Origin of the sequence: Sporosarcina sp. P7 (genome assembly GCF_002743425.1) — a bacterium.
Taxonomy (GTDB): domain Bacteria; phylum Bacillota; class Bacilli; order Bacillales_A; family Planococcaceae; genus Sporosarcina.
The window spans coordinates 133732-159805 of the sequence record NZ_PDZF01000007.1; the positions used below are offsets into that span (position 1 = coordinate 133732).

27 protein-coding genes and 1 tRNA gene are annotated in these 26074 nt (G+C 37.6%); 3 read left to right on the forward strand and 25 right to left on the reverse strand.

Translation table 11 applies throughout. From position 1 onward, the window contains the following. Window positions 1-11: 11 nt before the first annotated feature. From CSV60_RS08920 to CSV60_RS08965, 10 genes are all read right to left on the reverse strand, one after another. Window positions 12-1031, reverse strand: a complete 1020-nt coding sequence (locus CSV60_RS08920; protein WP_099636757.1) for a zinc-binding alcohol dehydrogenase family protein — start codon at window positions 1029-1031, stop codon at window positions 12-14. Between the two features lie 15 nt (window positions 1032-1046). Then, the gene (locus CSV60_RS08925; protein WP_099636728.1) at window positions 1047-2321 is read right to left on the reverse strand and encodes a TRAP transporter large permease; all 1275 of its coding nucleotides are present in this window, start codon (window positions 2319-2321) and stop codon (window positions 1047-1049) included. Beyond that, on the reverse strand, window positions 2318-2800 hold the full coding sequence (locus CSV60_RS08930; RefSeq protein WP_099636729.1) for a TRAP transporter small permease: 483 nt from the start codon (window positions 2798-2800) through the stop codon (window positions 2318-2320). Before CSV60_RS08930 ends, CSV60_RS08925 begins: the two co-directional genes overlap by 4 nt. Before the next feature lie 71 nt (window positions 2801-2871). After that, window positions 2872-3876, reverse strand: a complete 1005-nt coding sequence (locus CSV60_RS08935; protein ID WP_099636730.1) for a TRAP transporter substrate-binding protein — start codon at window positions 3874-3876, stop codon at window positions 2872-2874. 78 nt (window positions 3877-3954) lie between these two features. Continuing rightward, window positions 3955-4911 (reverse strand): sugar kinase, encoded by a 957-nt coding sequence (locus CSV60_RS08940; RefSeq protein WP_099636731.1) that lies wholly within the window; start codon window positions 4909-4911, stop codon window positions 3955-3957. A 17-nt stretch (window positions 4912-4928) separates the two neighbouring features. Continuing rightward, a complete protein-coding gene (locus tag CSV60_RS08945; RefSeq protein WP_099636732.1) occupies window positions 4929-5930 on the reverse strand; it encodes a LacI family DNA-binding transcriptional regulator in 1002 nt (333 codons plus the stop codon). Between the two features lie 254 nt (window positions 5931-6184). After that, window positions 6185-7111, reverse strand: coding sequence for a diacylglycerol/lipid kinase family protein (locus CSV60_RS08950; protein WP_158233167.1), 927 nt, complete (start codon window positions 7109-7111; stop codon window positions 6185-6187). A 68-nt stretch (window positions 7112-7179) separates the two neighbouring features. Beyond that, on the reverse strand, window positions 7180-7809 hold the full coding sequence (locus tag CSV60_RS08955) for an SIMPL domain-containing protein (RefSeq protein ID WP_099636734.1): 630 nt from the start codon (window positions 7807-7809) through the stop codon (window positions 7180-7182). Between the two features lie 411 nt (window positions 7810-8220). Beyond that, window positions 8221-8847, reverse strand: coding sequence for an HD domain-containing protein (locus tag CSV60_RS08960; RefSeq protein WP_099629775.1), 627 nt, complete (start codon window positions 8845-8847; stop codon window positions 8221-8223). Between the two features lie 438 nt (window positions 8848-9285). Next, window positions 9286-9486: a peptide-methionine (R)-S-oxide reductase gene (locus CSV60_RS08965; RefSeq protein WP_233189587.1), complete on the reverse strand. Its 201-nt coding sequence runs from the start codon at window positions 9484-9486 to the stop codon at window positions 9286-9288. 228 nt (window positions 9487-9714) lie between these two features. Here CSV60_RS08965 and CSV60_RS08970 point away from each other — a divergent pair, with 228 nt between their 5' ends. Together CSV60_RS08970 and CSV60_RS08975 are read left to right on the forward strand one after the other, a co-directional pair. Beyond that, window positions 9715-10350 carry a DUF1232 domain-containing protein gene (locus CSV60_RS08970; RefSeq protein WP_099636736.1) on the forward strand — a complete coding sequence of 212 codons (636 nt, stop codon included), beginning with the start codon at window positions 9715-9717 and terminating at the stop codon, window positions 10348-10350. Window positions 10351-10373: 23 nt separating this feature from the next. Beyond that, window positions 10374-11450: an LCP family protein gene (locus tag CSV60_RS08975; RefSeq protein ID WP_099636737.1), complete on the forward strand. Its 1077-nt coding sequence runs from the start codon at window positions 10374-10376 to the stop codon at window positions 11448-11450. A 64-nt stretch (window positions 11451-11514) separates the two neighbouring features. Here the strand turns inward: CSV60_RS08975 and CSV60_RS08980 are convergent, their stop codons facing one another. The 8 genes from CSV60_RS08980 to CSV60_RS09015 form a co-directional block, all read right to left on the reverse strand. Further along, on the reverse strand, window positions 11515-11658 hold the full coding sequence (locus tag CSV60_RS08980) for a zinc-binding dehydrogenase (RefSeq protein WP_099636738.1): 144 nt from the start codon (window positions 11656-11658) through the stop codon (window positions 11515-11517). 138 nt (window positions 11659-11796) lie between these two features. Next, window positions 11797-14253 (reverse strand): penicillin acylase family protein, encoded by a 2457-nt coding sequence (locus tag CSV60_RS08985; protein ID WP_099636739.1) that lies wholly within the window; start codon window positions 14251-14253, stop codon window positions 11797-11799. An 829-nt stretch (window positions 14254-15082) separates the two neighbouring features. Next, window positions 15083-15156 (reverse strand) — tRNA-Arg (locus CSV60_RS08990). A 61-nt stretch (window positions 15157-15217) separates the two neighbouring features. Beyond that, entirely contained in the window at window positions 15218-15616 is a 399-nt protein-coding gene (locus CSV60_RS08995; RefSeq protein WP_099629770.1) for an SET domain-containing protein, read from the reverse strand. Between the two features lie 121 nt (window positions 15617-15737). Then, a complete protein-coding gene (locus tag CSV60_RS09000; RefSeq protein WP_233189585.1) occupies window positions 15738-16388 on the reverse strand; it encodes a DUF3885 domain-containing protein in 651 nt (216 codons plus the stop codon). Window positions 16389-16413: 25 nt separating this feature from the next. After that, entirely contained in the window at window positions 16414-17553 is a 1140-nt protein-coding gene (locus tag CSV60_RS16125) for a choline/carnitine O-acyltransferase (protein WP_099636741.1), read from the reverse strand. Then, window positions 17514-18170 (reverse strand): choline/carnitine O-acyltransferase, encoded by a 657-nt coding sequence (locus CSV60_RS16130; protein ID WP_255397315.1) that lies wholly within the window; start codon window positions 18168-18170, stop codon window positions 17514-17516. Before CSV60_RS16130 ends, CSV60_RS16125 begins: the two co-directional genes overlap by 40 nt. 206 nt (window positions 18171-18376) lie before the next feature. Beyond that, entirely contained in the window at window positions 18377-19135 is a 759-nt protein-coding gene (locus CSV60_RS09015) for a TerC family protein (RefSeq protein ID WP_099636743.1), read from the reverse strand. Window positions 19136-19529: 394 nt separating this feature from the next. Here CSV60_RS09015 and CSV60_RS09020 point away from each other — a divergent pair, with 394 nt between their 5' ends. Continuing rightward, window positions 19530-20384 (forward strand): hypothetical protein, encoded by an 855-nt coding sequence (locus CSV60_RS09020; RefSeq protein WP_099636744.1) that lies wholly within the window; start codon window positions 19530-19532, stop codon window positions 20382-20384. Between the two features lie 195 nt (window positions 20385-20579). Here the strand turns inward: CSV60_RS09020 and CSV60_RS09025 are convergent, their stop codons facing one another. The 7 genes from CSV60_RS09025 to CSV60_RS09055 all read right to left on the reverse strand — a co-directional run bounded on the left by CSV60_RS09025 (window position 20580) and on the right by CSV60_RS09055 (window position 25810). After that, a complete protein-coding gene (locus CSV60_RS09025) occupies window positions 20580-22532 on the reverse strand; it encodes a hypothetical protein (RefSeq protein ID WP_099636745.1) in 1953 nt (650 codons plus the stop codon). Window positions 22533-22812: 280 nt separating this feature from the next. Beyond that, window positions 22813-23043, reverse strand: a complete 231-nt coding sequence (locus tag CSV60_RS09030) for a helix-turn-helix domain-containing protein (protein ID WP_099629764.1) — start codon at window positions 23041-23043, stop codon at window positions 22813-22815. 15 nt (window positions 23044-23058) lie between these two features. Further along, window positions 23059-23550 carry a DUF2975 domain-containing protein gene (locus tag CSV60_RS09035; RefSeq protein WP_099636758.1) on the reverse strand — a complete coding sequence of 164 codons (492 nt, stop codon included), beginning with the start codon at window positions 23548-23550 and terminating at the stop codon, window positions 23059-23061. Between the two features lie 340 nt (window positions 23551-23890). Further along, the gene (locus tag CSV60_RS09040) at window positions 23891-24289 is read right to left on the reverse strand and encodes a VOC family protein (protein ID WP_099636746.1); all 399 of its coding nucleotides are present in this window, start codon (window positions 24287-24289) and stop codon (window positions 23891-23893) included. Between the two features lie 31 nt (window positions 24290-24320). Next, the gene (locus CSV60_RS09045) at window positions 24321-24818 is read right to left on the reverse strand and encodes an SRPBCC family protein (protein ID WP_099629762.1); all 498 of its coding nucleotides are present in this window, start codon (window positions 24816-24818) and stop codon (window positions 24321-24323) included. 73 nt (window positions 24819-24891) lie between these two features. Then, window positions 24892-25320 (reverse strand): VOC family protein, encoded by a 429-nt coding sequence (locus CSV60_RS09050; RefSeq protein ID WP_099629761.1) that lies wholly within the window; start codon window positions 25318-25320, stop codon window positions 24892-24894. A gap of 97 nt (window positions 25321-25417) precedes the next feature. Then, window positions 25418-25810 (reverse strand): VOC family protein, encoded by a 393-nt coding sequence (locus tag CSV60_RS09055; RefSeq protein ID WP_099636747.1) that lies wholly within the window; start codon window positions 25808-25810, stop codon window positions 25418-25420. Window positions 25811-26074 lie beyond the last annotated feature (264 nt).

The following is a 26074-nucleotide window of genomic DNA, read 5'->3' on the forward strand; positions in this document are numbered from 1 at the left end:
TTCAGATCTCCTTAGTCAAAAGTAATACAAGCCTTACGTACTTGATCAGGACTATTCTCGATAAAGTCAAATGCTTTTTGAACATCCTTCAGAGTGAATTTATGTGTTATTAAACCATCATGAGTTAAACTACCTTCATTTAATAGAGTAATTACTTTTTCGAATTGATTGGTCTGCAAACGAGAACCTACGATTTCTAACTCTTTTTTTGTTATAAGAAGCTGAGAGATGGAAGCGGGACGTTCATCAAAGCCAAGTACCACAACGGTACCAGCAGGAGAAGCAACTTGTACACCTAGTTCAAATGTTGACGGAAGGCACACAGCGTCTATTACAACATTAACACCTTCACTTTCAGTAATCTTCATTACTTCAGTTTCTACAGAAACTTTTCCTGCGTTTATGATATAGTCTGCTCCATTTTGTTCTGCAAACTGTAAACGTTTTTCATCTAAATCCGTCATGATCACAATAGCACCTGCTAATTTAGCCATCTTCAAAATACAAACTCCAATAGGACCACAACCTTGAATCAAAACGGTGTCACCCGCTTCAACATTACCTCTAAAAACAGCTTGTGCGCCAATTGTATAGGGTTCCGCCAAAACAATTTCATCCCATTCAAGATTCTTATTAACGCGATGAACTTGTCTCTCAGGAAGAACAATTTTTTCTTGCATACCACCATCTTCATGTACACCAAAAACTGAAAGATGCTTACAAACATTTTGACGACCTTTTCTACATGCGTAACATTCCCCACAAAATGAAATTGGTTCGATTACAACATGATCCCCCAATTTGAGTGTACTAACAGATTCACCTATTGCAGTAACTTCTCCCGCGACTTCATGTCCCACCACGCGGGGATATGTTGCTAAAGGGTTAGTACCATGATAGATATGCATATCAGAGCCACAAATACCTACACGCTTAACCTTTACTTGCACGTCAAATTCATTTTTTATCTCTGGACATTTTTTTTCAATAATCATTAATTTATGTGCTTCTGGTACTTGAACTGCCTTAATTTTCATCTTCTACACCTACTTAAATAGACTTGGTAAATATAATGTGATTTGTGGCACGAACGATACTAATAATAATATGACTAAACTAACACCTAGGAACGGAAGCAACTCTTTTGTTGTCTTGCCTATTGATACCTTTCCTATTTGCGAAGCAACGAACAGACAAACACCAACTGGTGGAGTTGTTAATCCGATAACAAGATTCAAGACCATCATGACGCCAAATTGCACTGGATCCATGCCAACTTCCATAGCTACTGGGAGTAACACAGGGAAAAGGATAACAAGTGCTGCAATGGTTTCCATAAAGGTACCAACAAATAACAATAAAATATTGATTAAGATAATAACTATGATGGGATTGCTTGAAATACCTAAAATTGTACTTGCAACTAATTGCGGAATTTGTTCACTAACCATAATCCAACCGAACAAGTTAGCAAATCCTACTAATAACATGATAGACGCTGTACTCGTCATGGAATCCAGCATGATTTCCGGTATTTTTCTGATTGGTAATTCTTTATAAACAAAAATTCCAATGACCAATGCATATAAAACCGCGATAACAGAAGCTTCTGTTGGTGTGAATATACCACCTAAAATACCAGCTAGTATAATGACTGTCATGAAGAGCGCCCAAAATGCCCCTAAGAAACTACTGCTTATTTCTTTGAACGATTTCCGCTCACCCTTAGGGTAATTTCTCTTAACAGAAATCAAGTACGTAGGAATCATCAAGCCTAGACCTAAAAGTATACCCGGCACTGCACCAGCTAAGAATAGATCTCCAATAGATACTGAAGCTAGTGTACCCACAATAATCATCGGCAAAGATGGTGGAATAATTGGTCCTACTGTAGATGATGAAGCTGTAACAGCGGCAGAAAACCCTGCTCCATATCCTTCTTTTTTCATTGCAGGTATCATGACTGCTCCGATACTTGCCGTATCAGCAAGTGCTGTTCCTGAAATACCTGCAAAACCCATAGATGACCCTACGTTTGCCAATCCTAAACCACCTCTAATATGGCCAAAGCAGTTATTCGCAAACTGAATAATACGATCAGTAATACCACCGGCGTTCATTAGATTCCCCGCTAAAATAAACCCGGGAATACATAGTAAGACGAAGGAGTTTAGTCCGCCAAACATCCTTTGTGGAATAATTGAGAACGACATATCGTTAATAAACAAATATAAGAGTGAAGATAATCCTAAACTAAATGCAACTGGCACTCCAATAAATATTAAAACGAGAAAAGATAGGAACAGAACTAACGCCATCATTCTTCTTCACTCCCATCTAAATAAGGTTCTTTATTCTGTAGTAATAGTATAATTTTCACAACAGCAAATATTGAAAGGAATAATCCCATTAAGAGAATAGATGCATGCACAACAGACATCTGAATAGGTAATGTCGCTGCGCGTTGATTATGTCCTAGCAACATAAACTTATATCCTTCTTTGGCAATTACTAATGTTAAAACTAAAATAGTGATATAAATAGCCACATCATAAAATCTTCTAACGCTACTTTTCATTTTATTAATTAATAGATCAACATTAATAAATTCATTTCGCATCAGTGCTAATGGTGTACCAAAACTAATAGCGAATAAGAATAAGTAACGTGTTATTTCTTCTGTCCATATGTATGAGAAAGGTAGGAACCTAGATAAAATCTGTATAGTTACTACAATGATAACTCCAGCAAAACTTAAAATAGAAAGTATGCCCAGAATGCGTTCTACTAATTTTAACATGATTGCGTCAACTTCCTTTCTTAAGGAAAGACACAACCAAGTGTTAATTAGTTGTGCCTATTGTTTATAAATTACTTAACTTCAAGAATTTTTTCTAGTACTTTATTTTGTTCTTCAGACAATGCTTTTTTAACTGCTGGTAACATCGCTTTACTAAACTCTTCACGATCTACATCAACAAACTCCATACCTTTTTCTTCTAAGTCTTTTTCGATTGAGGTAATAGTTTCATCATATAATGAATCTCCGTATGCTTGCGCTTCAGCAGCGGCTTCTTTTACTGCTGTTTTCTGATCTTCAGTTAAGGCATTGTACTGATCATTTCCGACTAATACATAAATCCATGAATATACATGCTCCGTTCGATTCACATACTTCTGAACTTCATACAGACCGCCACTTTGAATTAAATCTACTGGATTTTCTTGTCCCATAATAACTCCTTGCTGTAATCCAGTAAAAACTTCGTTAAAGTCAATAACTTGTGGTTTCGCTCCAGCTACTTCCCAAACTTTCAAGAATAGAGGAACATTCGGTACACGCATACTGAAACCTTTTAAATCAGCTAGTGATTGAATCTTCTTATCAGATGTTAAATTTCTAGGTGCTCTCGTATGATAATAAAGTGGAGTCAATTGACCCTTTTCAATAATTTGTTCTTCAACTTCTTTACCTACGTCCCCTTCAACCACTTTTTTCACGTGATCAATTCCATCGAATGCATATGGTACAGCCATAAGGGCAGCTTTCGGAGCCCAGTTCTGTAACGTTTCGCCCGAAACAACCATATCAGCTGATCCAGCTTGAATAGAGTTAATCGTATCTGTCTCTGAACCTAAAGAGTTATTTGGATAAATTACAATTTCTATCTGGCCATCTGTCTTTTCTTTAACTGAGTCGGCAAATTCCAAAGCGGTTTTATGCCAAATATGGTTTTCATCAGCTAAATGCCCTAACTTCCATTTAATCACTTTATCGCTTTTTGTATCTGTTGAATCTCCTGGTTTATCTGCTCCACAAGCTGCTAGCATCAAAATCGCAATCAATAAACCTGCCATCCACTTAATTTTTCTCATGTTATTCGCCCCTTTTATAGTTGTCTGTAGAAAATGAATTATTGAATATAACCTTTTAATCACCCCTTCCATTATTTTTCATCTTTCAATCTCTTTAGTACCTGATGTAAACGATTGCACTTCACTTAAATATGGAAGTCCTTCATTATCTCCTAAAACGCTTACAACAAGTGCCCCAACACCATTGGCAAACCGCAAAGCTTCCTTTGGTTCCAAATCATTTAAATAACTATAAACATAGCCAGCATCAAAACCGTCACCAGCACCTACTGTATCAATTACGGGAACTTCAAATGCCGGTGAAGTAAACCACTGCCCTTTTTTATAGAGCCTAGAACCTGCAGAACTATCTTTAATGACCAGATCCGTTATATTATAATCATTTGCAAATTTGACCAGTGCCGTTTCCGAACTATCTTCTAAAATTAAATGAATTTCATCTAAACCTGTCAATAGAATATCTATTTGTTGAAAGATTTCAAAATAAGCTTTTCTTGCATCCTCAATCGTCCATAATTTTAAACGTATATTTGGATCAAATGATACAGGAATATTCTTTTTGTTCGCTAATGTGATCAAACGTTTAGCTATTGCAAGATTTTGTGGATCGATTGCCAAGAATACTCCTGTAATATGCAATAGATCGATAGAATCCAATAAATCTTCATTAATATCTTCTACTCTCAGCGTTAGAATAGGTGATTGTTGACGGTAATAAAATGTCTTGCCTTCGCCACTTTCTCTAACCTCTTTAAAATTTACAGATGTAGTGTATCCATCTACAAAATCAACATCTTTTACATCGATTCCTTCACCGCGTGCAAAATTATAGATTACTTTACCAAATTCATCCTGTCCTAACCGGCTAATCCACTTACTATTTAATCCCAGTCGCGAACATCCTATAGCAAAATTTAATTCTGCACCACCCATTTTCCTTTCGAAATGAGTAACAAATCTCATAGGGCCTTTAGTTATAGGGTCCATTGTAATCATTGCGTCACCAATTGTTAATACATTAAAATTCGTAGACATTTTCATAACTCCCTATCTTATACAGACTCCCTTTTCAATAAATGTGGCATATATCTTTGCACTTCTAAATCATCCGGTATCTCTTTATCATGAATGATTTTTAATAGTAGCTGAGCTGCTTCCATACCCATTTGAAAAGTTGGTTGTTTAATCACAGTTATAGCTGGCGTGAAAACTTCCAAAAAGGGAGAGTCATCCAGTCCTATTACGGCAACATCCTGGGGAATCAATAAATTATTATTTTTTATGAATTTCATTAATTCCATTAGTGCTAAATCATTAATTGCGTAGAATGCATTGGGTTTTTCTTCTTTATCCCATAAAACTTGAAGAGCGTCCATAATGTTTTCTCTTTCAGTCGCCACAAGCCAAGAGTCTTCAACAGGCAAAGAACACGCTTTCATTTTAAGCTGATAACCTTCAATTCTCTCAATCCGGGGTATTACTTTTCTCTCAATAGAAGTCGATACAATTGCTATTTTATTCTTTCCTACTTCAATAAATTGATCAATCGCCATCTCGGAGGCTTTATGATTATCTAGCATAATCGTAGGGTAATATGATTTTTCTGTTCTCCTATCTACGAATACAATAGGGAAATTATTTTTTCGCAGATCAGCATAAAGATCTTCATTACCTACTGTAGGGAAAATAATAAGTCCATCTACTTGTTTAGCACGCAACATATCGATGTAAGAACGTTCTTTTTGAGGGTTATCGTCAGCGTTGCATACAAAAACATGCACTCCTTTTTCTTCACAAACATCTTCTATGGCCCTAATAACTTCAGTGGAAAAAGTATGTAATATATTTGCTACAATAATACCTATCGTGTTCGATTCTTTTCTCTTTAAACTTCTTGCCATGTTGTTTGGAATATATCCAAGCTCTTCAATGGACTGTTGTATTTTCACTTTTGTTTTTTCAGCCATGAACTCATATCTCTCGTTTATAAATTGTGAAACAGTACTTTTAGAGACGCCTGCTTTTTTTGCTACGTCAGCCATCGTCACTTTCATTTTATTTCACCTTTCCCCACTTACTAAACCGGTTTAGTAAAAGTATAAATGCAACCGCTTCCAAAATCAATAACTTTCTTGTGATTTGTTTAAATATTTTTATTTATCTCAAATTCAATTCGAATACAAAGTAGCTAAAATAAAAGGATTGTAGTATTTTTATAACTACGTAATATCCACTCTACAGAATTAATGTCCCTGTTATGTGAGCCGTCGATAAGTTCAGTTCAGTTTAGACTATATAATATGTTAATTTATTTTTCTCTTTTGTCCGCGACCACCCACTTCCGTTCATCCACATCACAAATGACTGGCTGATCTGTAGTTGTCCCAATATATTCCCCGTCGGTATGACAACCTACTACTCGATCCGTTTCAATAATGAATTGGTCACTTTTATAAGTAGAAACTCCTTTTAACTTCGTATGGCTTCCATTGAATACCGTTAAAAATACTGCAAGAAATTTGAGCACAGAAATAGAGTGGATGATTGTCAGCTCAAACTCTCCATCATCATAAATAGAATGAGGAGAAATTTTCATACCGCCACCGTAGTATTTTTGATTGCTGACAGTGATCATCCAGACATTCTCAAATATCCGTGTATCCGAGTCCATTTGAATGGTCGCGTTAAATGGTTTGAAGGCTAATAAACTGCGCGCTACGGTCAGTGCATACACTATGCTACCAAGCTTCCATTTATTTAGCGTCTTTTTAATAGTAGATTGTCCAACTGCCAATGAAATATCTGCATCTAAGCCGAAACCACAGTTGCTTGCAAAATAACGTTGATGTGAGGCGCTCAATTTCACGGAGCCAAAGTCTACAGTTTTTCTATTAGCCGGTTCGATTGCGATATAAGATTCCACTTCCTGCAAACTATTAAATGCTGGAAACGTCCTTGCGAAATCATTACCGGACCCCGCTTTCATGACCCCGACTGTTACATGAGGATAACCTGCAACACCATTTAGCACTTCATGGATTGTCCCATCCCCGCCTATTACGATGATCAATAATGACACAGTGGTTTGTTTAGCAAGTCGCCATGCAAGTTCTTCCGCATGATTACGTCGCTCGGTCAGATGAAATGGATAGCTGGTATTCAGTCGCAAGTTTGCCCACAACTTGGCCCCTTTACCATCTCCAGCTTGTTCATTAATGATGAAATGTACATCCATACGGACCGCCTCTTTCAAAAGCCTTTTCATCATAGTAGCAGACTGCCCATTAACTTACTAGATCATTGTCAGACTATTTGATATTTCACTTGCAGGCTTGCGCTGATCGTAATCGTACCCGACTCGATGGGTGTTCTACCGGTATCTGCCATAGCCATCGCGCGGAACGCTACTGGTTGAGATGTATGCTGCTCTTCAACCTTTAATGGAATTGGCCGGTTCTGTAATTTCAACGAAGTTCCAATCGTAATCATTTTAGTCTCTGCATCTTGCAAGGCTAGCACCAGCGCTTGCTGATATTGTTCTTCTTGATCGGGCATCGTGAATTCGATCGATCCAATTTGATTCGCACCATTTTTGACCGCAAGATCAACCAGTTCACCTGTTCGTGAAAGTTCGTTACTTGTAATGCGGATGGAATTAATCACTTCATACCCTTGAAAGCGCTGTTCTCCATTCACGTATTCATAGACTGGACGAATTTGAAAATCAATCGTTTGAATGGATGTTTCTGCAATACCCGCTTTTTGTAGCGACTGGATTACTTGATTCATGCGTCTAGCGTTTTCTCGCTGGATTTCTCCGAGTTCGGTTCCTCTTGACACTACAGATAATACAATATGAACCGTACTAGGCGAGACTTTCACTGCCCCTTCACCAAATACAGTTATCATTCGTGTTTCCTGTTCTTTAAACATATAGAACACTCTCCCTTTTACAGTATTATCATTTCTATGCAGCACTCGAACCAATTTATACCCATTTTTGTTTACTCACGCACTTGAACGTGTAAAAATACTTAATCCCAAACGTAAAGTAACTGGCCTAGGGGGTCTTATGAGTGAAAATGTAAAACAATTCGTCCAATCCAAACAAAAAAGCTCCCGATCCATTATGACCGATGAGCTCTGAATATTCGTTTCAGTATTAAAATGTGATGAATCCTTTTTGTACTGCGAATCCACCTAATGTAAACAAGGCGATGACAACGAGTGTAATGATGAATAATCGATTATTTCTGTCCAAGACGTCACCTTTTTCTCTATCGGATAAATTATTATTAGTTACCTCATTCTATCCTAGCGAGTTCAGAATTAGCAATCTATTTTTCAATCGACTTCTTTCCGTAGTTGCTGTAAAAAACTTACCATGAATTCATGTCGTTCTTTTGCCAAACGCGTACCTTCCTTTGTGACCATCAATTCGCTAAGTAATAATAACTTCTCGTGAAAATGTGTAACGGTAGCCGTTTCCTTTATACGGTATTCTGACTCAGACATATCCATTCGAGCTTCTTCTTGTTGATCGTACAGTTTCCTGCCGCGTGCCCCGCCAAATGCAAATGCCCGCGCAATGCCGACCGCGCCTATGGCATCCAAACGATCAGCATCTCTGACAATTGCGCCTTCAATGGATGTAATATCTTTTGCATTGCCACCACTGAATGAAACACTTTCAATCGCGGACATCACATTGTCTGCAATCTGTGGTGACGCACCTATTTTTTCAAGCAACTCTTTCGTAGTGACTTCATGCATCTCTTCATATTTTGCATCTTCTACATCATGCAATAGAACTGCTAAACGGACGACTAGTTCATCAGCACTGGGTTCTGTCGCTAAAATTTTCTCTGCATTTTTCATTACACGATCAATATGATCAAGATCATGACTCGCATCAAATTTATTATAAATACCTTTAACTTCCATTCTACATTTCGCTATCATTTCTTGCATTGAATCCCTTCCCCTCTTTTCCATTAGTTATATGCGAATACAGCCCAGAAAATCAGTTCTTTTCCTGACGAATGAAATTCATTTCGTTGAATTACCGAGACAAATCGTTACAGTCATCCCAATGTTAAAGCAGAATTTACTGGGGCTTCGTATTCTCACCATAATTGAGTTTAACATGCATACCGATGTTTTAAATACTTATACTGCCTTGTCGTACTATATGCTGTGTAGGCAACCCTATCAATCCTTTTTCCATGTCTTCAATGATCCATGCAAGTTATTCCATTCAGCAACAGCACGGCTTCTACATACAGCTTGTCGTGTTAGTCCACGATTTGCTATATTCATCATGTTAAAAAGAAAAGAAAGCCACTGCCGCTCGCCTTTCCTTCTATTGTATTCGTCGTTTATTATTTTACGTAAATTGTCAGATAGACTTTAGCTACCATTTCTTTTAAGCGGTGCAAATTCAATCGATGCACTGTTAATACAGTACCGTAATCCCCTGTGATCTTTTGGTCCATCTTCGAATATATATCCCAAATGCCAATCACCTGCAAAACTTCTCACTTCAGTTCGGATCCTATTGAAACTATTTTCTATATGTACCGTCATTACTTCCGGAACGATTGGCTGCATGATACTTGGCCAACCGCACTGAGGGCCATACTGATCAGAACGTGAAAATAACAATACGATATAGCCTACAGATTGTGATTCATTCAAACTTTACTTAAATCAGCGGCAGACGTTTTTCGACAAAAAAAGATCCTTGCTTATAACCGTTGACAATTTGCCAACAAACATTTAGTATTTTGAGAGAAGTACATATTTTTACCGGTGTAGTAGAATTGGAGGGGTAGTGTCATGTCAGAAAGTAGTCTTGGTCTGTCTGTCGGGCAGTTGTTGCGTGATGTTTTAGAAGATCGTTCATTGTCCATGCGCAAACTAAGCGAACTTACAGATATTGACACTTCAACCATCTCTAGAATCATTAATGAAAAACGCAAAGCAACACTGGATCATCTAGAGAAATTCGCAATAATTTTAGAAATTCCATTAGCCAAGTTACTTCAGGCGGCAGGCTATCCGGTTGATCATAAACATGTGATCCATTCTACATACGATGAAACGATCCAACAACTGGTCGAAACATCAGAACTTCTATCTGCGGATATCTCTATTGAAAAAGTCAAACTTCAACTTGCAAGTTATGAAGCATATGTTCAAAGCACTGAAGGAAGAGAAAGAATTCTTCATGACTTCGATAACAAGTTAAAACTGGCTGGCGGAGTAGGTCCATTCGTCGATCAAATGAAAGAATTATTTACACGGTTTAAAATGCAAGATGTTGCAAAACGTGATCTAGCCATTATCGGCAGCGCATTATTATACTTTATCATTCCTATAGATGTCATCCCGGACTACATTTTTGCGGTCGGGTATCTAGACGATGCGATCGCGGTCCAAATTGCTTCAAGCGTACTGACAAAGAATTCATAATCAAATGAGTAGGTGTGACATTAATGGAAAACAGAGAGACTGGAAAGCGTCGTAAGAAAAAACTTAAAAGAAAATATAAACGGTTAATATTCATGGTATTCACTTTGCTACTGTTAGCGGGTGGCGGATACGTCGCTGCACAGTATTCTAACGGCTTATCGTTTGCGAGCGGCGGCAAAACAAATGAAATACATACAGAACTCAGCGATAGCAGTAATACTTTTTCTACTAGCGATTCTGCTTTTGACGACTTTGAAGGTGGCGAATCACAATTTGGAGAAATTAACGTATTGTTGATCGGTGATGATGCAAGAGGCGACGAAGATGACACTCGTTCAGACGCTTTGATGATCGGTCACTACGATCAAACAACAAACAAAGTGAAGTTAATTTCGCTGATGCGTGATACATACGTCGATATTCCAGGTCACGGTATGGAAAAAATCAATGCTGCTTATGCACTTGGAGGACCTGAATTAGTACGACAAACGATCAAGCAAAATTTCGATGTAGATGTACAATATTATGCGATTGTTAATTTCGAAGGTTTCTCAAAAATCGTTGATGTAATCGCCCCTAATGGTATTGAAGTCGATATTCCATATGAGATGTCCCACGGTCTAGGTTTAACTCTTTATCCCGGCCAACAAAAATTGAACGGGGATCAATTACTCGGTTACGTACGATTCCGCCACGACATCCACAGTGATTACGGTCGCGTGGAACGTCAACAAGAAGCCTTAGGGAAACTAAAAGATGAAGCGATGAGTTTACAAACCCTTGTTAATATACCAAAATTAATGGGTGTTATTAATCCATACATTGATACGAACATCGACAGTAAAACGATCTTAACAATTGCTAAAGGTATGTTGACTGGTGGAAAGAGTAACGAACTGGAATCACTGCGGATTCCAGTAGAAGGATCATTTGGGGACCTGCGCACAGAAGTTGGTGCTGTTCTCGAGATTAACTTTGAACAAAACAAACAAGCATTACGCGAGTTTTTATCAGTAGAGGATGAATCAGTAAACGATGAAAGTGAACAATACGGAGAATATGCAAAAGATCCAGAAGATAGTCAAGATCAACAATACTAGAACGATATAGTCCCACAGAAAAACAAGCTGTTCCAGTCATTCAACCGACCGGAACAGCTTATTTTTACATTGTCAATACTAATTTCCCCGTCGTCTTTCTACCTTGCAATTGCCTCTGTGCTTCTGCTGCTTCTTCCAAATCAAATGTACCACCTATTGTTAGTTGTAAATCTCCATTTTGTACATATAATATTATGCGGAAATTCAACTAGAAAGAGTTCTGGAATATTAACATCATACTTAAAACTGATCTATACCCGTTTCATATAAAAAAACTGAGAAGAAAAAACACTTTTCCTTCTCAGTTCCTCCTTAAATTTCTTTCATCGTAAATACTTGACGCATCTTATGACTCTTCTTGAAAATTAATCTCAAATGTCTCAACAGAATTATCTAGTACATCCTCTTTTTTAAAAAGCATTTGTTTATACTCAAAGTTTTTAAACATTTCAATCTGATCCTTATAATGTTGAGAATACTCACCGTCTTGCCCAATGAAACCGATCTGGCCAGGTGGTGTCACATTCATGCCTACAGGGCCATTCTCTGTCATTTCTACAAAATGATTTTCACTTCCGCGGTTCATAAAAATAACGGGTTGCTGATCTCCTAGTCCATGCGGCACCCCTATAAGGGATTCAGCGCCGAATGTCATCGTCTCAATAGGCATGATCCAATCTTTCATAGATGCGCCATATTCTTTTTCCAGATCCACTACAACTTGATCGAAACTTTCACGTGCAATTTCTTCAAGGTTACGTCCCTTTAACCAATCATTTTCTACTTGTAATGCTGCTTTATCTCCTTGAACGAGGCGGGACAATAAACCTGATCCACCTGATCGATGATCCACGAACGGTCTCATCTCTTCGTAAAACTTACCAATGTCTTCTTCTGTAACATTCATAAAGAACTGATCCCACCAAGCCTTCATAATTGTTGCGCCGGGTGAATCATAGTAGCCATCATTGTTTTTATCTTCATTTAAATTATTCCAATCTTCTAGAATGGAGATAGCTATCTCATATTTACGGTCGCTATCTACTTTCTTTGAAAGAGCATCTACCAAAAATGGCTTGAACCAACGTGTCTTCAAATTGACAAAGCTCGTTTCATAGTTGACTTCATTTACATCTTCAATCGATAACTTATTTCGCGCACTAATTCTATCAATAAACTGATGATTCCGGTGATCTGTTCCCCACATATAGTTTTGTTCATTCGTATTCCAGTTTGGCGCAGGTTTGTTATTCCAATTCGCTACAAAACCACGTTCAGGATTGACTTCGTGTGGATTATCCGCTGTGTCTAGAAAACCTTTCCACTCATATTCACCTGTTCCTGGTGTTGGGAAACGCCAATCTACTCGCTCATCCCGCTCCGGTATTTGACCGACATGATAGTAAGCAATTTCATCGTTTTTATCAGCATAAAACCAATTCAATGACAGGGTATACTCTCTTGCAGCTTTCGCAAATTCTTCTTGATTCGTTGCATAGTTCATCTTTACATAAGCTGCCCAACTGTCTGCTTCAGTTCCTCGAAATGCCCATTTTTTACTGTAAGCAATATGATTGTCATCATCTTTAAATATAACGGGACCATGAATACTCTCGTGAAATTCCCGAGTAACAGTTTCGATCTTTCCATTATCTTTTTTCACATCAATACTTTCCGTTCTTTTTTCAAATTCCACCCATTCTCCATTGAACTTATACTCATTCGGATTATTGGGATTTACCTCTTCCTCAAAAATATCAGACACATCACCATAGCCAGCAGTTGCTGTAAAGGCAAAGTCATTCGTCGCACCAAACATAATGAAGGGATAGCCAATAAATGATGAACCTTGAATATCAAGATCTGGCCCGTGAAGTCCGACTTCATAAATAAAGCCAGGTGCTGTAAAACCTACTTGCGGTCCACCAAACATAATTGGATTACCAGATGTAGATTTTGAAGCACCAATAATCGCGGCATTACTACCTACTTTTAATGGGACCCCCAGCTCTTGCCGTTTCTCAATAAAATCTTCTCGCATCGACGAGACAGTCTCGCCCGCGAACGCGACTTGCTCTAGCGTTTTAACATTTGCAAATGGCGTTCCTTCACCAATCGAAGCATCGCTTTCCGAACTTGTTGGTGCGTCCGGATCGTTTATCCAAACCATATCATTAAAAATTGCTTGAGCCTTTTCTTCATCGTATTCATCTAACAATTTGGCATAAATAGTAGCATTTTCAAGCTCCTGCTCTTGATCCATGAAGGCCGTCATAGAAGCCATGTACAAGCGAAGAACATCTACACTTGTCCAATTTTCAGGTTTCAAATCATACTCAGAAAATTCCTTTGATAATTTACTCTCGGGATCCTCAAGGGCCTCTCGGACATAGCGATCAATCCCACTTGAAAAGTTTTCAATGATTTCTTTCGCAAAAGGATCCATTGTATCGATCATTTTTTGAATCGCCTCATCAGTGTGTCCATCACGTCGTATCTTTTCATCATGCGCTAGATACTCTTCCCCAAATACCTCCGCAGCTGTACCTTCATTTGCCCGTTTAAACATCTCTAGCTGAAATAGTCGATCTTGTGCCATCACATAACCATAAGCTTTGTATAAGTCTTCCATCGAGTTTGCATATATATGTGGAACTCCAAATTCATCGCGATGGACTTCAACAGCTTTGGAAACACTTTGCACTTTTTCATTTAATACTACATCCTTTTTTGAACAGGCAGATAAGAAAATCAGAACTAAAATAAGTGTCATATGCATAAATAATTTCGTTGAACGCTTCATTACATAACCACCCTATCAATTAGTATGCTACAAATTCATTCAAACAGCGTGTGTTCTACTAGTGTAGATCACTACATTCAAATACGAATACTTCAATAAATTTTTCACCAAATGATAGCGCTATCATTTATAGAGAGATTCATATCGCAAAATCCTACATCCCCTTCCTATTCTCCATCCAATCACTACTTTCCCAGAGTGGATAAAATACCCAATTAATATAACAGTTTTCAAACGACAACTGTGTTTTACATTATAGACACCCACCTTTATATGTCAACAATATTAAAAATATTCAAATATTAAATAATTAATATTTCCAACAAAAATAGGTACAAAAGAGTACTTAACATCACTTTCGACTGCTCCCTATACATTGGATATACACTTTAAAATTAAAGAGACGTAAAGTAAAACTATTTCTGGCAAACTTTTAGGTAAATGACTGATGTTATGTCATTTTTCGAAAACAGTAAAACTTCCTACCTCATCAAATTTTTTAATAAAAACTACTATATCTGAAAACCCCTCTACCATTATTGTATTATTTCCTATTACTACAAGTGGTGCTTTAGACCCCTTTTTTCTTTATTAAAATCCAATTGTAAAAATTCCAAAAAAGTTAACGTTCTGACTCGCAAGGCTTGGAAAGGACAGAAGTTAACACCTTACCTATTGTTGCTCGGATTAACATCAGAACTCACGTATGGTTTCATTTCCTAAATTTTTATAATGCCTTCTCCAACAACAAAAAGCGCTACACATGTTGTTTGTACAACATGTGTAGCGCTTTTTAAAATTCTAACCTTCTTCTCAACTGGCTTGATGACGTCCTAGAAGGGATTCGAACCCCCGACCTACGCCTTAGGAGGGCGTTGCTCTATCCAGCTGAGCTACTAGGACATGATAGGAATGAGAATCACTTTAATCCATATACTGATTCAAAGTGTTCTCATGCTTATGATTAATCGTTAGCTGTGCCATTATAATCGTCATTAAACCATAATTGCTCATCATCATCCACATCACCATTATAATTGATCAAAATCTCTTCTCCAGCTTTAATATCTTTGTAGGCAAAGAAATCAAATGTATGATGATCAAAATTAATATCATAGGTCGCATTTGGTTCATAGGAATGATTAAATAACATTCCGTAGCCAAGCAGGACAGCCGTATGGTTTTCTCCATATTCGAAAGCATAGTCAGCTAGAACGGTTTTTTCAATATGTTGATGTTGCTCATTTGGATAGGGAATAACTGGTGCCTCATGTACCAGCTGTCCTTTTTTAATATCGCATGTTGCGAATACGCCTCTATTGAATTCCCCTTCGCCAATTGGAGAAAGTTTTACTTCTATCACATCTTTCACCTACTCGCCTGTAAATTATACTTGGCAAGTATACCATTAATTCAACCAGATTGCTGATTTCTTTTCTTTTACTAAAAGCTGAAATCTACCCTTCTAGGAATAGAGTTTAGCTTTAATTATTTAACGAAAAGTCTTTATCCACTTCCTGCTTATCATAATCAAGAATCCAGTCAGTATATTGTTCGTAGAGAAATCGAATGGATTCCCTGTCAGACGCTATGATATCACACCCGCGATCATCATATAGGTGATAAATGATATTCATCGATTGATTAATAAAGAATATATCATAACTACTTTCAGGACTATGTTTTAAAATCGTTGTCGGATCGGCGAAATCTTCATAACAAATCGCTTTCAGCAATTGCTTATACCGAACATCCCGTTTCTTACAAGAAAGCGAAAAACGATGCGTTACAAGTTCTTCCTCATCGCCATAGAGATTAGGAACCGTCGAAAACCGCAATTTATATAACAAATCTTTTCGTTTTACATATTTGGAATAGACATGTAACGGTTTTGCACGTAGGAAATCATTGTTTGTATGAACATCAGTGACTAGTATGATGTCATCCTCGTCTCCAAATACTGCCTCGAATAGAGTAATGGAGCGGTAAAATGCTTGTTTTAAAAAATCCGGTTCATCATGTGCAATAAACTCTGAAATTTCAAAGCGTATAGCTTTATTAGTTTCATAAAATAAAGCGGGTGCCAGTTCAATTCCATGGAAGTAATTCGCTAAATATAGTTCTACAGCTTTCATTATTTCACTCTCCATTGTACATGCCTTACTTGACAGCTAATGCGATATCTCTCAATTCTTTCAGTGACCCATCAAGGTTTCTTACGAGGAGCTTAGCATCCTGTTCATTCCGGCTAAAACTAGAATAGTTTATTATCAATCGATTCTTCAGTAGGACATAAAAAATTCCATAACCATCTTCTACTACTGGTCCAAACATACAACTTTTTACTTCGGGATGTGTCATATTACTAGTAGAAATAAAATCATGACGCATTTTTAAATAGCCAGGATCAGAAAATAGTGCAGGTGATTTTTCTATCTCAAGCTCATCTTCAAACTGTGAAAATATTTCTTGTAATCCAAATAGATGTCTTTCCACACCAAACCCTTTTCGTGCTTCTTTTAAACGAGCAGAATGTGCAGTACTTGCATGGTGCATTAATTGATATACTATCGCGGGTTCTAGTAGATCCTCTACTATCGCTTTAGCCAATGCCAGATTTTCTGTGCTTGAAGGACGTATGCATTCCGTTCTTCCTTCCTTGAATAAGCGCATCGACACCGCTTCATATGTGCTGCGCATCGTAGCGAATGTTTTATATTGAGCAACTTGCAGCGCCATATGGAAAAATGAATCCGGACTGAATCCAAGTTGTTTTATTTCATCGGTACCAAACGTATCAAAATTTTGTACATGAATAAAATAATTTTGAACGGTTTTTTCATTTTCTATTTCCAATTTTCTGAACTCATTCAATAATTCAGCCGATAGCATCCAATTCAACTTTTCTGCTACAGGCTGCTCTTTCGTTTCGATATTTTCTGTATCCGTTGAAGTGAGCTGGTCTTGTACATATTGTATTACAGCGAAACTCGTAGTTCCATCCACTCCCGTATGTTCCACACTATATCCAACCTCGCCCGTTTTAGTAATGACGATTTGCAATGTCTTATCAAAGTATTTATTTTTGCCGCCCAGTAATAAATTTTGTATTGCTTCATCGGAATTTGTACTTTCTTTATCTATGGATAGGACGACTAGGGAATCCGCTATGCTTTGTAGATTTTCGGCATTGACTGTAGTTACTGAAAGTTGTTGATAAATATCCGCTGCTTTATTTCTATTTGTAGTAGTGAAAATCCCTACGTTTTTTCCGCTGGCTCCCTCAATGAAAGAATCGATTCAATTACACTCGACAATGCCTCACTGGAATACATTATACCTCGTTGATTGGTGACAGGAATGGAGTAGATATTACCATTAGTCAACAAGCTAATATGATTTTCCACTTTCGAGTATTCCGCGATGTAATGACCATCCCGGTGAATTTTAGGAATTCGAACCGATCGGAAGAAGTTAGGAAACTGACTCATGTCGAGCGGCATTCCCCGCGACATTTCAGGGACGGCTTTTTCATCAATGATCGTATGATAAAACTTCGCTACCGATCGACTCACTTTACCAGCTAACTCTGCAATTGTCCGCAGTGGATATTGCTGATTGTCGAGTAAAACATTAAAATTACTGCCTGTATGTAACGAATCGCGGGATGTCAGATAGACATTATCCCAAAATGGTTTTAGCCAACTGCCTGCGATATCTTCTTGCCACATCTGAAGCTTTTCTTGAAGTAGTTGCGCTTCTCCGCTTTCTTCAAAAAACTGTTGAACAACTTTCTTTGTCTCTTCGAATTCTTCTTTACTAATTAATGGTTCAATCGCCTCCAGCAGTTTCCTTTTCGTATCTTCAAGCTCTGGAATTGGTACGGAGGGTAAATGTTCTTGGAATTTAAATGTCATCAATAGTTAGAGGAACCCCCTTTCGATTAGAAAGTCTACACTTTTTTGTACATACTATTCATATTTTCGTGTTAATTAATATATAAACTGTCTACTAAAGAATATCACATAAAAAAATCTCCCATCTATTTTAATGGGAGATTCTTGTCTTATTCGCGAAATCGCTTATTTATCGTGGATACGTAATATATTGTCAGAACTTGACGTTATTCTTTCAGAGCTCGTTTTTCCTTAATACTTATTAAGGCACCTATCACTACAATTGCCACTAAAACTCCCCAGAAAATTAATTTCCATTCAGTGGAGTGTGGAAAATCTAATGGTAAGAATCCTAATTTTTCATGCGCTAACGTTAGGACGGTCAACTTGACTCCCACCCATCCGACAATAACGAAAGCCGTTGTCTCTAATTGCGGATAATTAGCTAGCAACTGGACGAACTTATGAGCAGCGAATCGCATAATTACGAGCCCGACTAATCCACCCGCCAGCATGACGCTAAACTGGCCTCCGTTAATTCCACCTATCACCATATCTCCTAATGGAGGCAATGTGATGGCCAACGCCACTGCAGCGAGCATTGAATCCACCGCAAAAGCAATATCCGCTAATTCTACTTTCAATACAGTCATCCAAAAACCAGAACCCTTAGTTGCTTCCGGTTCGATGGAATGCTCTTTTCCTTTTTTCTGATCGTAAATATGTTTGATTGCGATAAACAATAAGTACGCCGCCCCAAGTGCTTGGATCTGCCATACATTAACTAACAATGTGATCATGAACAGCGCGGCAAACCGGAATACAAATGCCCCGATTAATCCATAGAACAACGCTTTCTTTTGTTGCATCCTCGGCAAGTGTTTAACCATAACTGCCATGACTACTGCGTTATCTGCAGCTAATAATCCTTCCAACGCGATCAATACTAACAAAACCCATGCATACTCCAATAAAATTGCTTCCATTCATTTTCCTCCTCTAATTTTTACCAACAAAAAAAAGACCATTGCCTAATAAAAGGCAAAGGTCTCGCTAAGCAAAATTTTGCTATCACAACCGATGGTAGTAAACCATGTACTGACGATTGTGAAATAGGTTTCCCTATAGCTACTCCCCTTTGACAAAAAGTCAAAGTCTATTGAGTTGTACTTGTAGTTTAGCACGTGAATAGTCATTTGCAAAGTAATATACTACTTAAAGAAAATAAAACTAAACAATAGCAACTGTACACTTTATTATGTATAGCTCAACTGATAAACAATCAAATTTCCTATATAACAAGAAAGCTAATAGGTAGATTCTGTAAAGTACTATCATGTATCATATAGATATAATGAAAAAAGTGAGGTTACATACTATATGAACAAAAAACAATTGCGGTGGTCCGTGGTTAGTGCAGCCGTATTGCTAATAGCGCTAATTATTGCCATTGCGAGCAACAAAGAAACACCCGAAACTACAACAGACAAGCCAGCATCATCAGAAACTTTGATACAGGATACAACAACGGAACCAACTACTAAAACAACACTCACAGAATACCCCGAGAAAGAACAGCCTAAAATGAATGAAACCGAAAAAGATGTAAGAGAACCTGAAAAAGCAATAAAAGAACCATCAACGAAACCGGCTACAGAACCACCCAACACCGTTTCAGATGCATCTTCGACACAGCCGTCAACAACCGTACCCAAGCCAGCTAAACCAGAAAAACAAACTGCTCCGTCAACTTCGGCTTCCATAAATGGTGGCACATATCTGGTGGGAACTGACATCGAACCGGGAGAATATTTAGTTTTCTCAAATGGTCTTACGCTTCTGGAAAATACAAAAGATCAATCAGGAAATCCTGACAGTATTGTATTTAACGTTGCATTGGATGGACATTCCCACACGTATGTCACATTACGCGAAGGAGAAAACTTTACTTTAAAAGGTGGAGAAATGTATCCCGTAGCTTTCGCACCTAGTATAAAACCCGCTAATGGAATATATAAGGATGGCCAATACAAAGTGGGTACAGATCTACCAGCTGGTTCCTATACATTATTGGTAGATGATCAAAGCGACATAGGATTTTATGAAATCAGCAAAAATAGCCGGCAAGATATGATGGATCTTCTCATAAGTGACGTAGTGGAAGGTGAAACATCTATCAATATATCGAAAGGTCAATATTTGACGATCCGAAATGCCTATTTAGAAGTACAATAGAAAGAACACACAAAACCAATGAGGTTTTGTGTGTTCTTTCATTTTTAAAACTTCCGCACTGCAATAACTACTAATTCAACGACCTTCATCTCGCCATTTCCTTATTTAATAGCCTAAGTTAAATAAATTTGATAACTCTCAAGGTAAATAGAAACTGACTCTATTTAAGTATCTCATTTGTTTACAGCTTGATGATTAATCCGCCAAGTCTGCAACCAAACGTCTTAGTAAGACAATGGTTTCTCTTCGTAAGACTTGTGCTGTTTCGATTTTCAACTCATTCTTTTGATCAAACGAAGATGTGCGAATACTGTTCACCCAATGTGTCAGGTACTCTACAACCTGTACTTTATCTACATTTCTTTTCAGTAGACTAGTACCATTTGCGCTAAGATAATGATAGAAACTACCAAGAGTGGCGTAGTGATAGTACTCTTCACTGCCAATTTCGACAGAAGTTAGTCCTGATTCAGGCATCGCCACATCTATTAAAGGCATCGTCTGTTTGGTTACTCTTTTACTAACTAAGATATGACTGAGGTACTCTTCCACTGCCTTTACATAATCCGCTATAAGAAAAGCGGCTTTTTGACTGGACTGTTGACTTTCTGGCTTATAGGCATTTTCTAATTCACGCCATTTCACTTCAGCAATCGTTAAGAGTCGTTTCACTTCATTAGATTTCAACAAGCGAGGTAATTGTTTGGCCGACTTTTCAAAGCGTTCTTTTTCTTCCTCACCGAAAATTAGCGCACTATGGTGATGAAGTGATGTAAAGGTCTCTTCCAGCAGCGTCAACGCCTGTTTAGGATCGATTGGTTCTAGATCATATTGCTCAGATTTTTGTATGATTGCTTCTACGTTTGGAGACAGATCATGCAAGTAGAACTCTGTCAGGCATTCATCTAATTGGATCAATGCATCTGAAGTCATGATTTCGCGGTATTCGATTCCTACATCAGGTACCAAAGAGAGAACACGGTTTCTCAACTTCATACCTTCATTACCCAATTTCCAGCCAATCAATAAGTTTAATGCTGGTTCTTTTACCTTGCCTTCTTCTGATGTTAATGTTTTATCCGCTTTATAAAAGCAAATCATTGCGTTCAATAAATTTCTTACTATACTATCTTGATCTTCAAACGGCAACTCAGAGAAATTAGCTGTACACATTTCTTCAATTCCACATTCATAAAAGAAAAAGTTGAAATCAGCTTGTATAAAGGAGTCTTCATGAATCTTTCCACCATGTTGCTCTTCGATAACATTCTTCATTCGTAATATGTACTCGGAAATTTTCGTTAATTGCGAAACGATATCCCCTTTATATTTCTCGATGCGATATTGAATTGCTTGAATATCACCATGCAGAACATGCACTGCATGATAATCATATGCAGACTTAGATAGATTCACCAAGCTAATGACAGTGGGAATATCATTCAAATCGAATAGATCATTGAATGTGATATAGAATTCCAGACCAACCCTGTGCATCTCTTTATATTTCATCATATGAATCAAGCGTTCACAAAAACTTCGCTTCGTTGCAAAGTCGATCATTGTATCATTATGAGCCACCTGTAAAAACAAATCATACAGATTCATGATGGTCTTTTTCGTCACACTCTCTAAAATATCCGAATCGCGCGTTTTATCCATTAGTACACTTAGTTCATTAAAGTACCTAGCTAGCGTCTGCATATGATCGGCACGCGCGTTATTTAACGTGGCACATAGCGGATAAATTTTTGTATTGAATAGTTGCCAGGATTCCGCCACATGTCCTTCGTTATTAAAGAAATAGAACCAAAGATGGTATCGCCAATCCCCTTTGGCCCTAGTATCCTGATCCAGCTCAAACGGATCGAAATCTTCACCATAAGCCAACGCTAATAATGTTTCATTGTATTGACTCGCCAGTGTAATTTCACTCTCATACAAGTCTGACAGTTCTACGAGTAATGCGTACCGTTCATCATTCCTACATGCATTCATCACTTTTGTAAACGAAGGATGGTCGATGACATGACAAACATCCAAATGCCGTCCTTTAAGCAACCACTGACGCAACATATAATCCAAAAACTCTTCCGAATCTAAATAAGCCCCAAAATGTCGGGCTGAAAATTCCTGATAAATATCCAAACTATTTCCCCCTTAACATCTGACAACGCGTTGATCTGTACGAATAACAAACTTTATACTAAAAATAATAAAGTTTGAGCTATCCTTATCATATCGCGATTACTCTTTTTTCTCTACCTAGAATTATAGTTTGAAAAAGGATCCCCAACAGGTAAATATATTTATTTTAGTTTAGACAAAAATATAGAGCATTCCAGTCCTTGAGGAAATGCTCTATATTTATATTTTTTTTATTATATCGTGTTGAATGAAATGCCTTACAGTTGCATTGACTCGTTTTCTACTCTGCTGGATTTTCCGTGTCTTCTTCTACTTGGTATTCTAATATATCCCCAGGCTGACACTCTAAAGCCTTACAAATCGCATCTAAAGTCGATAGTCGAATCGCCTTCGCCTTTCCATTTTTCAGTATGGAGATGTTCGCCATTGTAATCCCAACTCGCTCGGAAAGTTCCGTAACACTCATTTTCCTTTTGGCTAACATCACATCAATATTGATGATAATTACCATGTTATTCACCTCTGCTCAGACTATTAAATCATTTTCCTCTTTTATATCGATTGCTTCTCTTAAAAGCCTTTGGAGAACAGCAGCAAAGACCGCGATCACCATGGAAGCAAAAATAGGAATCATTCCGACTATTACCAGACCTGGGGCGTCGTCTATCTCTGCCATGATAAAGACGAATGGAAGGGCTACTACATATAAGCCGCTAATTATAATCGCACAGTATTTGATTTTCTTTAACGCCCTTACAGACAACTCAGAGAACGCTTGATTTCCGTCGATAAAGTTTAATAGGTTAAAGGTTTGGTACAAGGCAAAATAAAATGAAATCACCGAAATATAGATGACTACTAAAATACTATATATTGCATAAGCAAAATCCCAACCTCTTTCCGTAGCTTCTTTTGCCTCAATAGCTAACTGCGGCAACAAAAATATGCACACAGCAAGAACTGGAATACCAATTAAAATGACAGCTATCTTTAAAAATAGTGTTGTTCCTCGTTTCATGAAAAGCACCTCTCTTAGCTTCAATATTATAAATTTCACTTTAACACCAAATTTATCGAATATCAATAAATATATGTTGATTACTAATGTATTCATTCCGCTAAATGTGCCTAAATATCTTCTTCTAGGAATCATCATCGTGGAAAAAATCCGGAAAATGGAACAAATTTCATGAGGTTCTAATAATACCGCCAATTCAAAAATGCTGATCCCATTTATTAAATATAAATGGGATCAGCATTTTACTGTTTATTATTTTGTCTGTAAAATTTTAAAAATGCGCTCATGCTTTCAGTTAAGCATCCGATGGTAAAATATCTCGATTTTTTTTGGATCTACATTACTCTGGTAAGTTCAACTGCCAAGAAATGCCGAACTGGTCATTCAGCCATCCGAATTTTTTACTGAATCCATAGTTATCTAAAGGCATGAGAGCTGTACCGTTTTGCATCATTTTTTCATAAAGACTGTCAATTTCCTCTTCAGTATCACACGTTAGATAAATAGAAAAAGATGGAGTAAATGTAAACTCGTGATCAATATGGCTGTCGATACACATGAACTCTTGTCCTTTTAACGAGAATACCGCTTGTACCACTGTACCTTCTTCACCAGGTCCTTCAGCCCCGTACCGCGTAATGCTTTTAATTTCTGAGTCTTCGATGAGTGAGGTGTAATATTTCATAGCTTCTTCTGCTGTTCCGCCCTGAAACATTAAAAATGGTTTAACGTCCTTCATATTCTACTTTCCTCTCTTTGTTTAAACTTTTTTACCCTGTATAGCTAACTCTACCTGTTTCCACTAATTCCTTCAATCCCATAAACATATAATTCCAGCCAACTTCAGTGCCATCATGCATTTCTGTAAGTGCTTTTTCGATCTCGGACTCTGTCCAATTCACTTCTTGAGCAACATGGATCAATTGTGTGAATGTCATCTTGCAACCTTGCTCGAGCTCTTTTAGCTCAACTGTAATTGTATCTTCTAAATCGCTCATTTCTGGCATTTTAAAAGTGAACATCACTTTTTTCGGAGGATCAATTTCTAGATATTCCCCAATCGCGCGGTAATCTTGTCCTCCTCTATGGTCAATAATTTCCCAAGTACCGCCTACTTTGGGATTATTTCGTGTCACTTTATTTGTCCCTTCCAATGTGAAGAACCACTTTCTCATCATTTCTGGGTTCAGCCACGCATCAAATACTTTTTCAGGTGCTACATTAAAATTTCTTATCATGTTCAAAGTCGTAGATGAAACTTTACTCATACCTACACCTCTTTTAATTAATGGTTCCATGCCGTCTGCCGATTTAAAACCTTACGACTTGGATTGTTTGCTGTTAAGAAACTTCGTCTTCGTTGATTAAACTCAATTGCCAAATTACATCGAATTTATCAGTGACCTGACCATAAAGTTTTGACCAGAAAGTCTCTTGAAGTTCCATCCCAACGGTTCCCTCTTTTTTTAGCTTATCATAAACCATTTGTAACTTTTCCGCTTCTACACATTGGTAAGCTAAGCTAATGTTGTTTCCAACTGTGAAAGGCGAACCAGGGAACGTATCTGAAAACATTACAGTGCTTCCTTCAATTGCTAAACGAGTATGCATAATTAAGTTTTTTGCTTCTTCCGGAAGAGGGTATTCTGGATTTGGAGATTTTTCTCCGAAAGTCATAAAGTTAGGTTTTTCGGTTTCAAAAACTTCTGCATAAAACTCAACCGCTTCACGACAATTCCCATTAAACGTTAAATAAATATCGACAGCCATTGTGCATCACTCCTTTAAAATAATCAAACCTAGTAAAATTATTACAAAACAAAATGTCTCTTTAGTTTAAGATTACATCCCTCACAAAACAACCTTATTATTTTGCATTTTCATCTGGTTGATGAACTCCAAAAATATTACCCTCGGTATCCAAATAATAGCCTTGCCATGCCATTCCTGGCAACGCATATTTGGGTATTGCAACGCTGCCCCCACCATCAAGAATTTTCACTTCAGTCGAATCGTAATCATCGACTCCTATAGTACAAGCATAACCATTTAATGGTTGGTTACGTTCTGGACGCGGACCTTGACGTTGCATCAATGCTCCATCCACTCCAAGCTCACTATCACCAGTCACTGCTCCACAATAAGGCATCCCTGCATACTCACTCCAGTCCTGAAAGGTCCATCCGAATACATCTCCATAAAACTTTTGTGCCCTTTCCATGTCGTCTACGTGAATTTCAAAGTGAACTACTCTTCCCATCTTTTTCCTTCTCCTTTTTATTCCATTCTTTTTAGGACAAAACATGTTTCACTGTTTATATCCAATTATTCTAATCCCATTAATTAAAAACGGCTAGTGTGCGATATATTCTCATTTTTGATTTGTCAGTAGTAATGAGTATGTCTTCCTCGTGCGCCTTCTATCCCCCACTCCTCTCAAAGTGCAGCATTTCACAAAGTATATTACGATTAAATTTAGAAAAGGTAATAAGCTAAGAATTTGTATGACTTTCGTATGGAAGAC

Bases quoted from the DNA above. Each gene is read 5' to 3' on its own strand.
- CSV60_RS09050 (WP_099629761.1), bottom strand. From the start codon at position 25,320: ATGGCTGTCGATATTTATTTAACGTTTAATGGGAATTGTCGTGAAGCG.
- CSV60_RS08950 (WP_158233167.1), bottom strand. From the start codon at position 7,111: ATGGATGTACATTTCATCATTAATGAACAAGCTGGAGATGGTAAAGGG.
- CSV60_RS08960 (WP_099629775.1), bottom strand. From the start codon at position 8,847: ATGCAAGAAATGATAGCGAAATGTAGAATGGAAGTTAAAGGTATTTAT.
- CSV60_RS16130 (WP_255397315.1), bottom strand. From the start codon at position 18,170: ATGACATTTAAATTCCAAGAACATTTACCCTCCGTACCAATTCCAGAG.
- CSV60_RS08970 (WP_099636736.1), top strand. From the start codon at position 9,715: ATGTCAGAAAGTAGTCTTGGTCTGTCTGTCGGGCAGTTGTTGCGTGAT.
- CSV60_RS09040 (WP_099636746.1), bottom strand. From the start codon at position 24,289: ATGAAGGACGTTAAACCATTTTTAATGTTTCAGGGCGGAACAGCAGAA.
- CSV60_RS08965 (WP_233189587.1), bottom strand. From the start codon at position 9,486: ATGCAGCCAATCGTTCCGGAAGTAATGACGGTACATATAGAAAATAGT.
- CSV60_RS09020 (WP_099636744.1), top strand. From the start codon at position 19,530: ATGAACAAAAAACAATTGCGGTGGTCCGTGGTTAGTGCAGCCGTATTG.
- CSV60_RS09045 (WP_099629762.1), bottom strand. From the start codon at position 24,818: ATGAGTAAAGTTTCATCTACGACTTTGAACATGATAAGAAATTTTAAT.
- CSV60_RS09000 (WP_233189585.1), bottom strand. From the start codon at position 16,388: ATGAAAGCTGTAGAACTATATTTAGCGAATTACTTCCATGGAATTGAA.
- CSV60_RS08940 (WP_099636731.1), bottom strand. From the start codon at position 4,911: ATGTCTACGAATTTTAATGTATTAACAATTGGTGACGCAATGATTACA.
- CSV60_RS09030 (WP_099629764.1), bottom strand. From the start codon at position 23,043: ATGGTAATTATCATCAATATTGATGTGATGTTAGCCAAAAGGAAAATG.
- CSV60_RS08925 (WP_099636728.1), bottom strand. From the start codon at position 2,321: ATGATGGCGTTAGTTCTGTTCCTATCTTTTCTCGTTTTAATATTTATT.
- CSV60_RS09035 (WP_099636758.1), bottom strand. From the start codon at position 23,550: ATGAAACGAGGAACAACACTATTTTTAAAGATAGCTGTCATTTTAATT.
- CSV60_RS09015 (WP_099636743.1), bottom strand. From the start codon at position 19,135: ATGGAAGCAATTTTATTGGAGTATGCATGGGTTTTGTTAGTATTGATC.
- CSV60_RS08935 (WP_099636730.1), bottom strand. From the start codon at position 3,876: ATGAGAAAAATTAAGTGGATGGCAGGTTTATTGATTGCGATTTTGATG.
- CSV60_RS08975 (WP_099636737.1), top strand. From the start codon at position 10,374: ATGGAAAACAGAGAGACTGGAAAGCGTCGTAAGAAAAAACTTAAAAGA.
- CSV60_RS09055 (WP_099636747.1), bottom strand. From the start codon at position 25,810: ATGGGAAGAGTAGTTCACTTTGAAATTCACGTAGACGACATGGAAAGG.
- CSV60_RS08985 (WP_099636739.1), bottom strand. From the start codon at position 14,253: ATGAAGCGTTCAACGAAATTATTTATGCATATGACACTTATTTTAGTT.
- CSV60_RS08930 (WP_099636729.1), bottom strand. From the start codon at position 2,800: ATGTTAAAATTAGTAGAACGCATTCTGGGCATACTTTCTATTTTAAGT.
- CSV60_RS08945 (WP_099636732.1), bottom strand. From the start codon at position 5,930: ATGAAAGTGACGATGGCTGACGTAGCAAAAAAAGCAGGCGTCTCTAAA.
- CSV60_RS08955 (WP_099636734.1), bottom strand. From the start codon at position 7,809: ATGTTTAAAGAACAGGAAACACGAATGATAACTGTATTTGGTGAAGGG.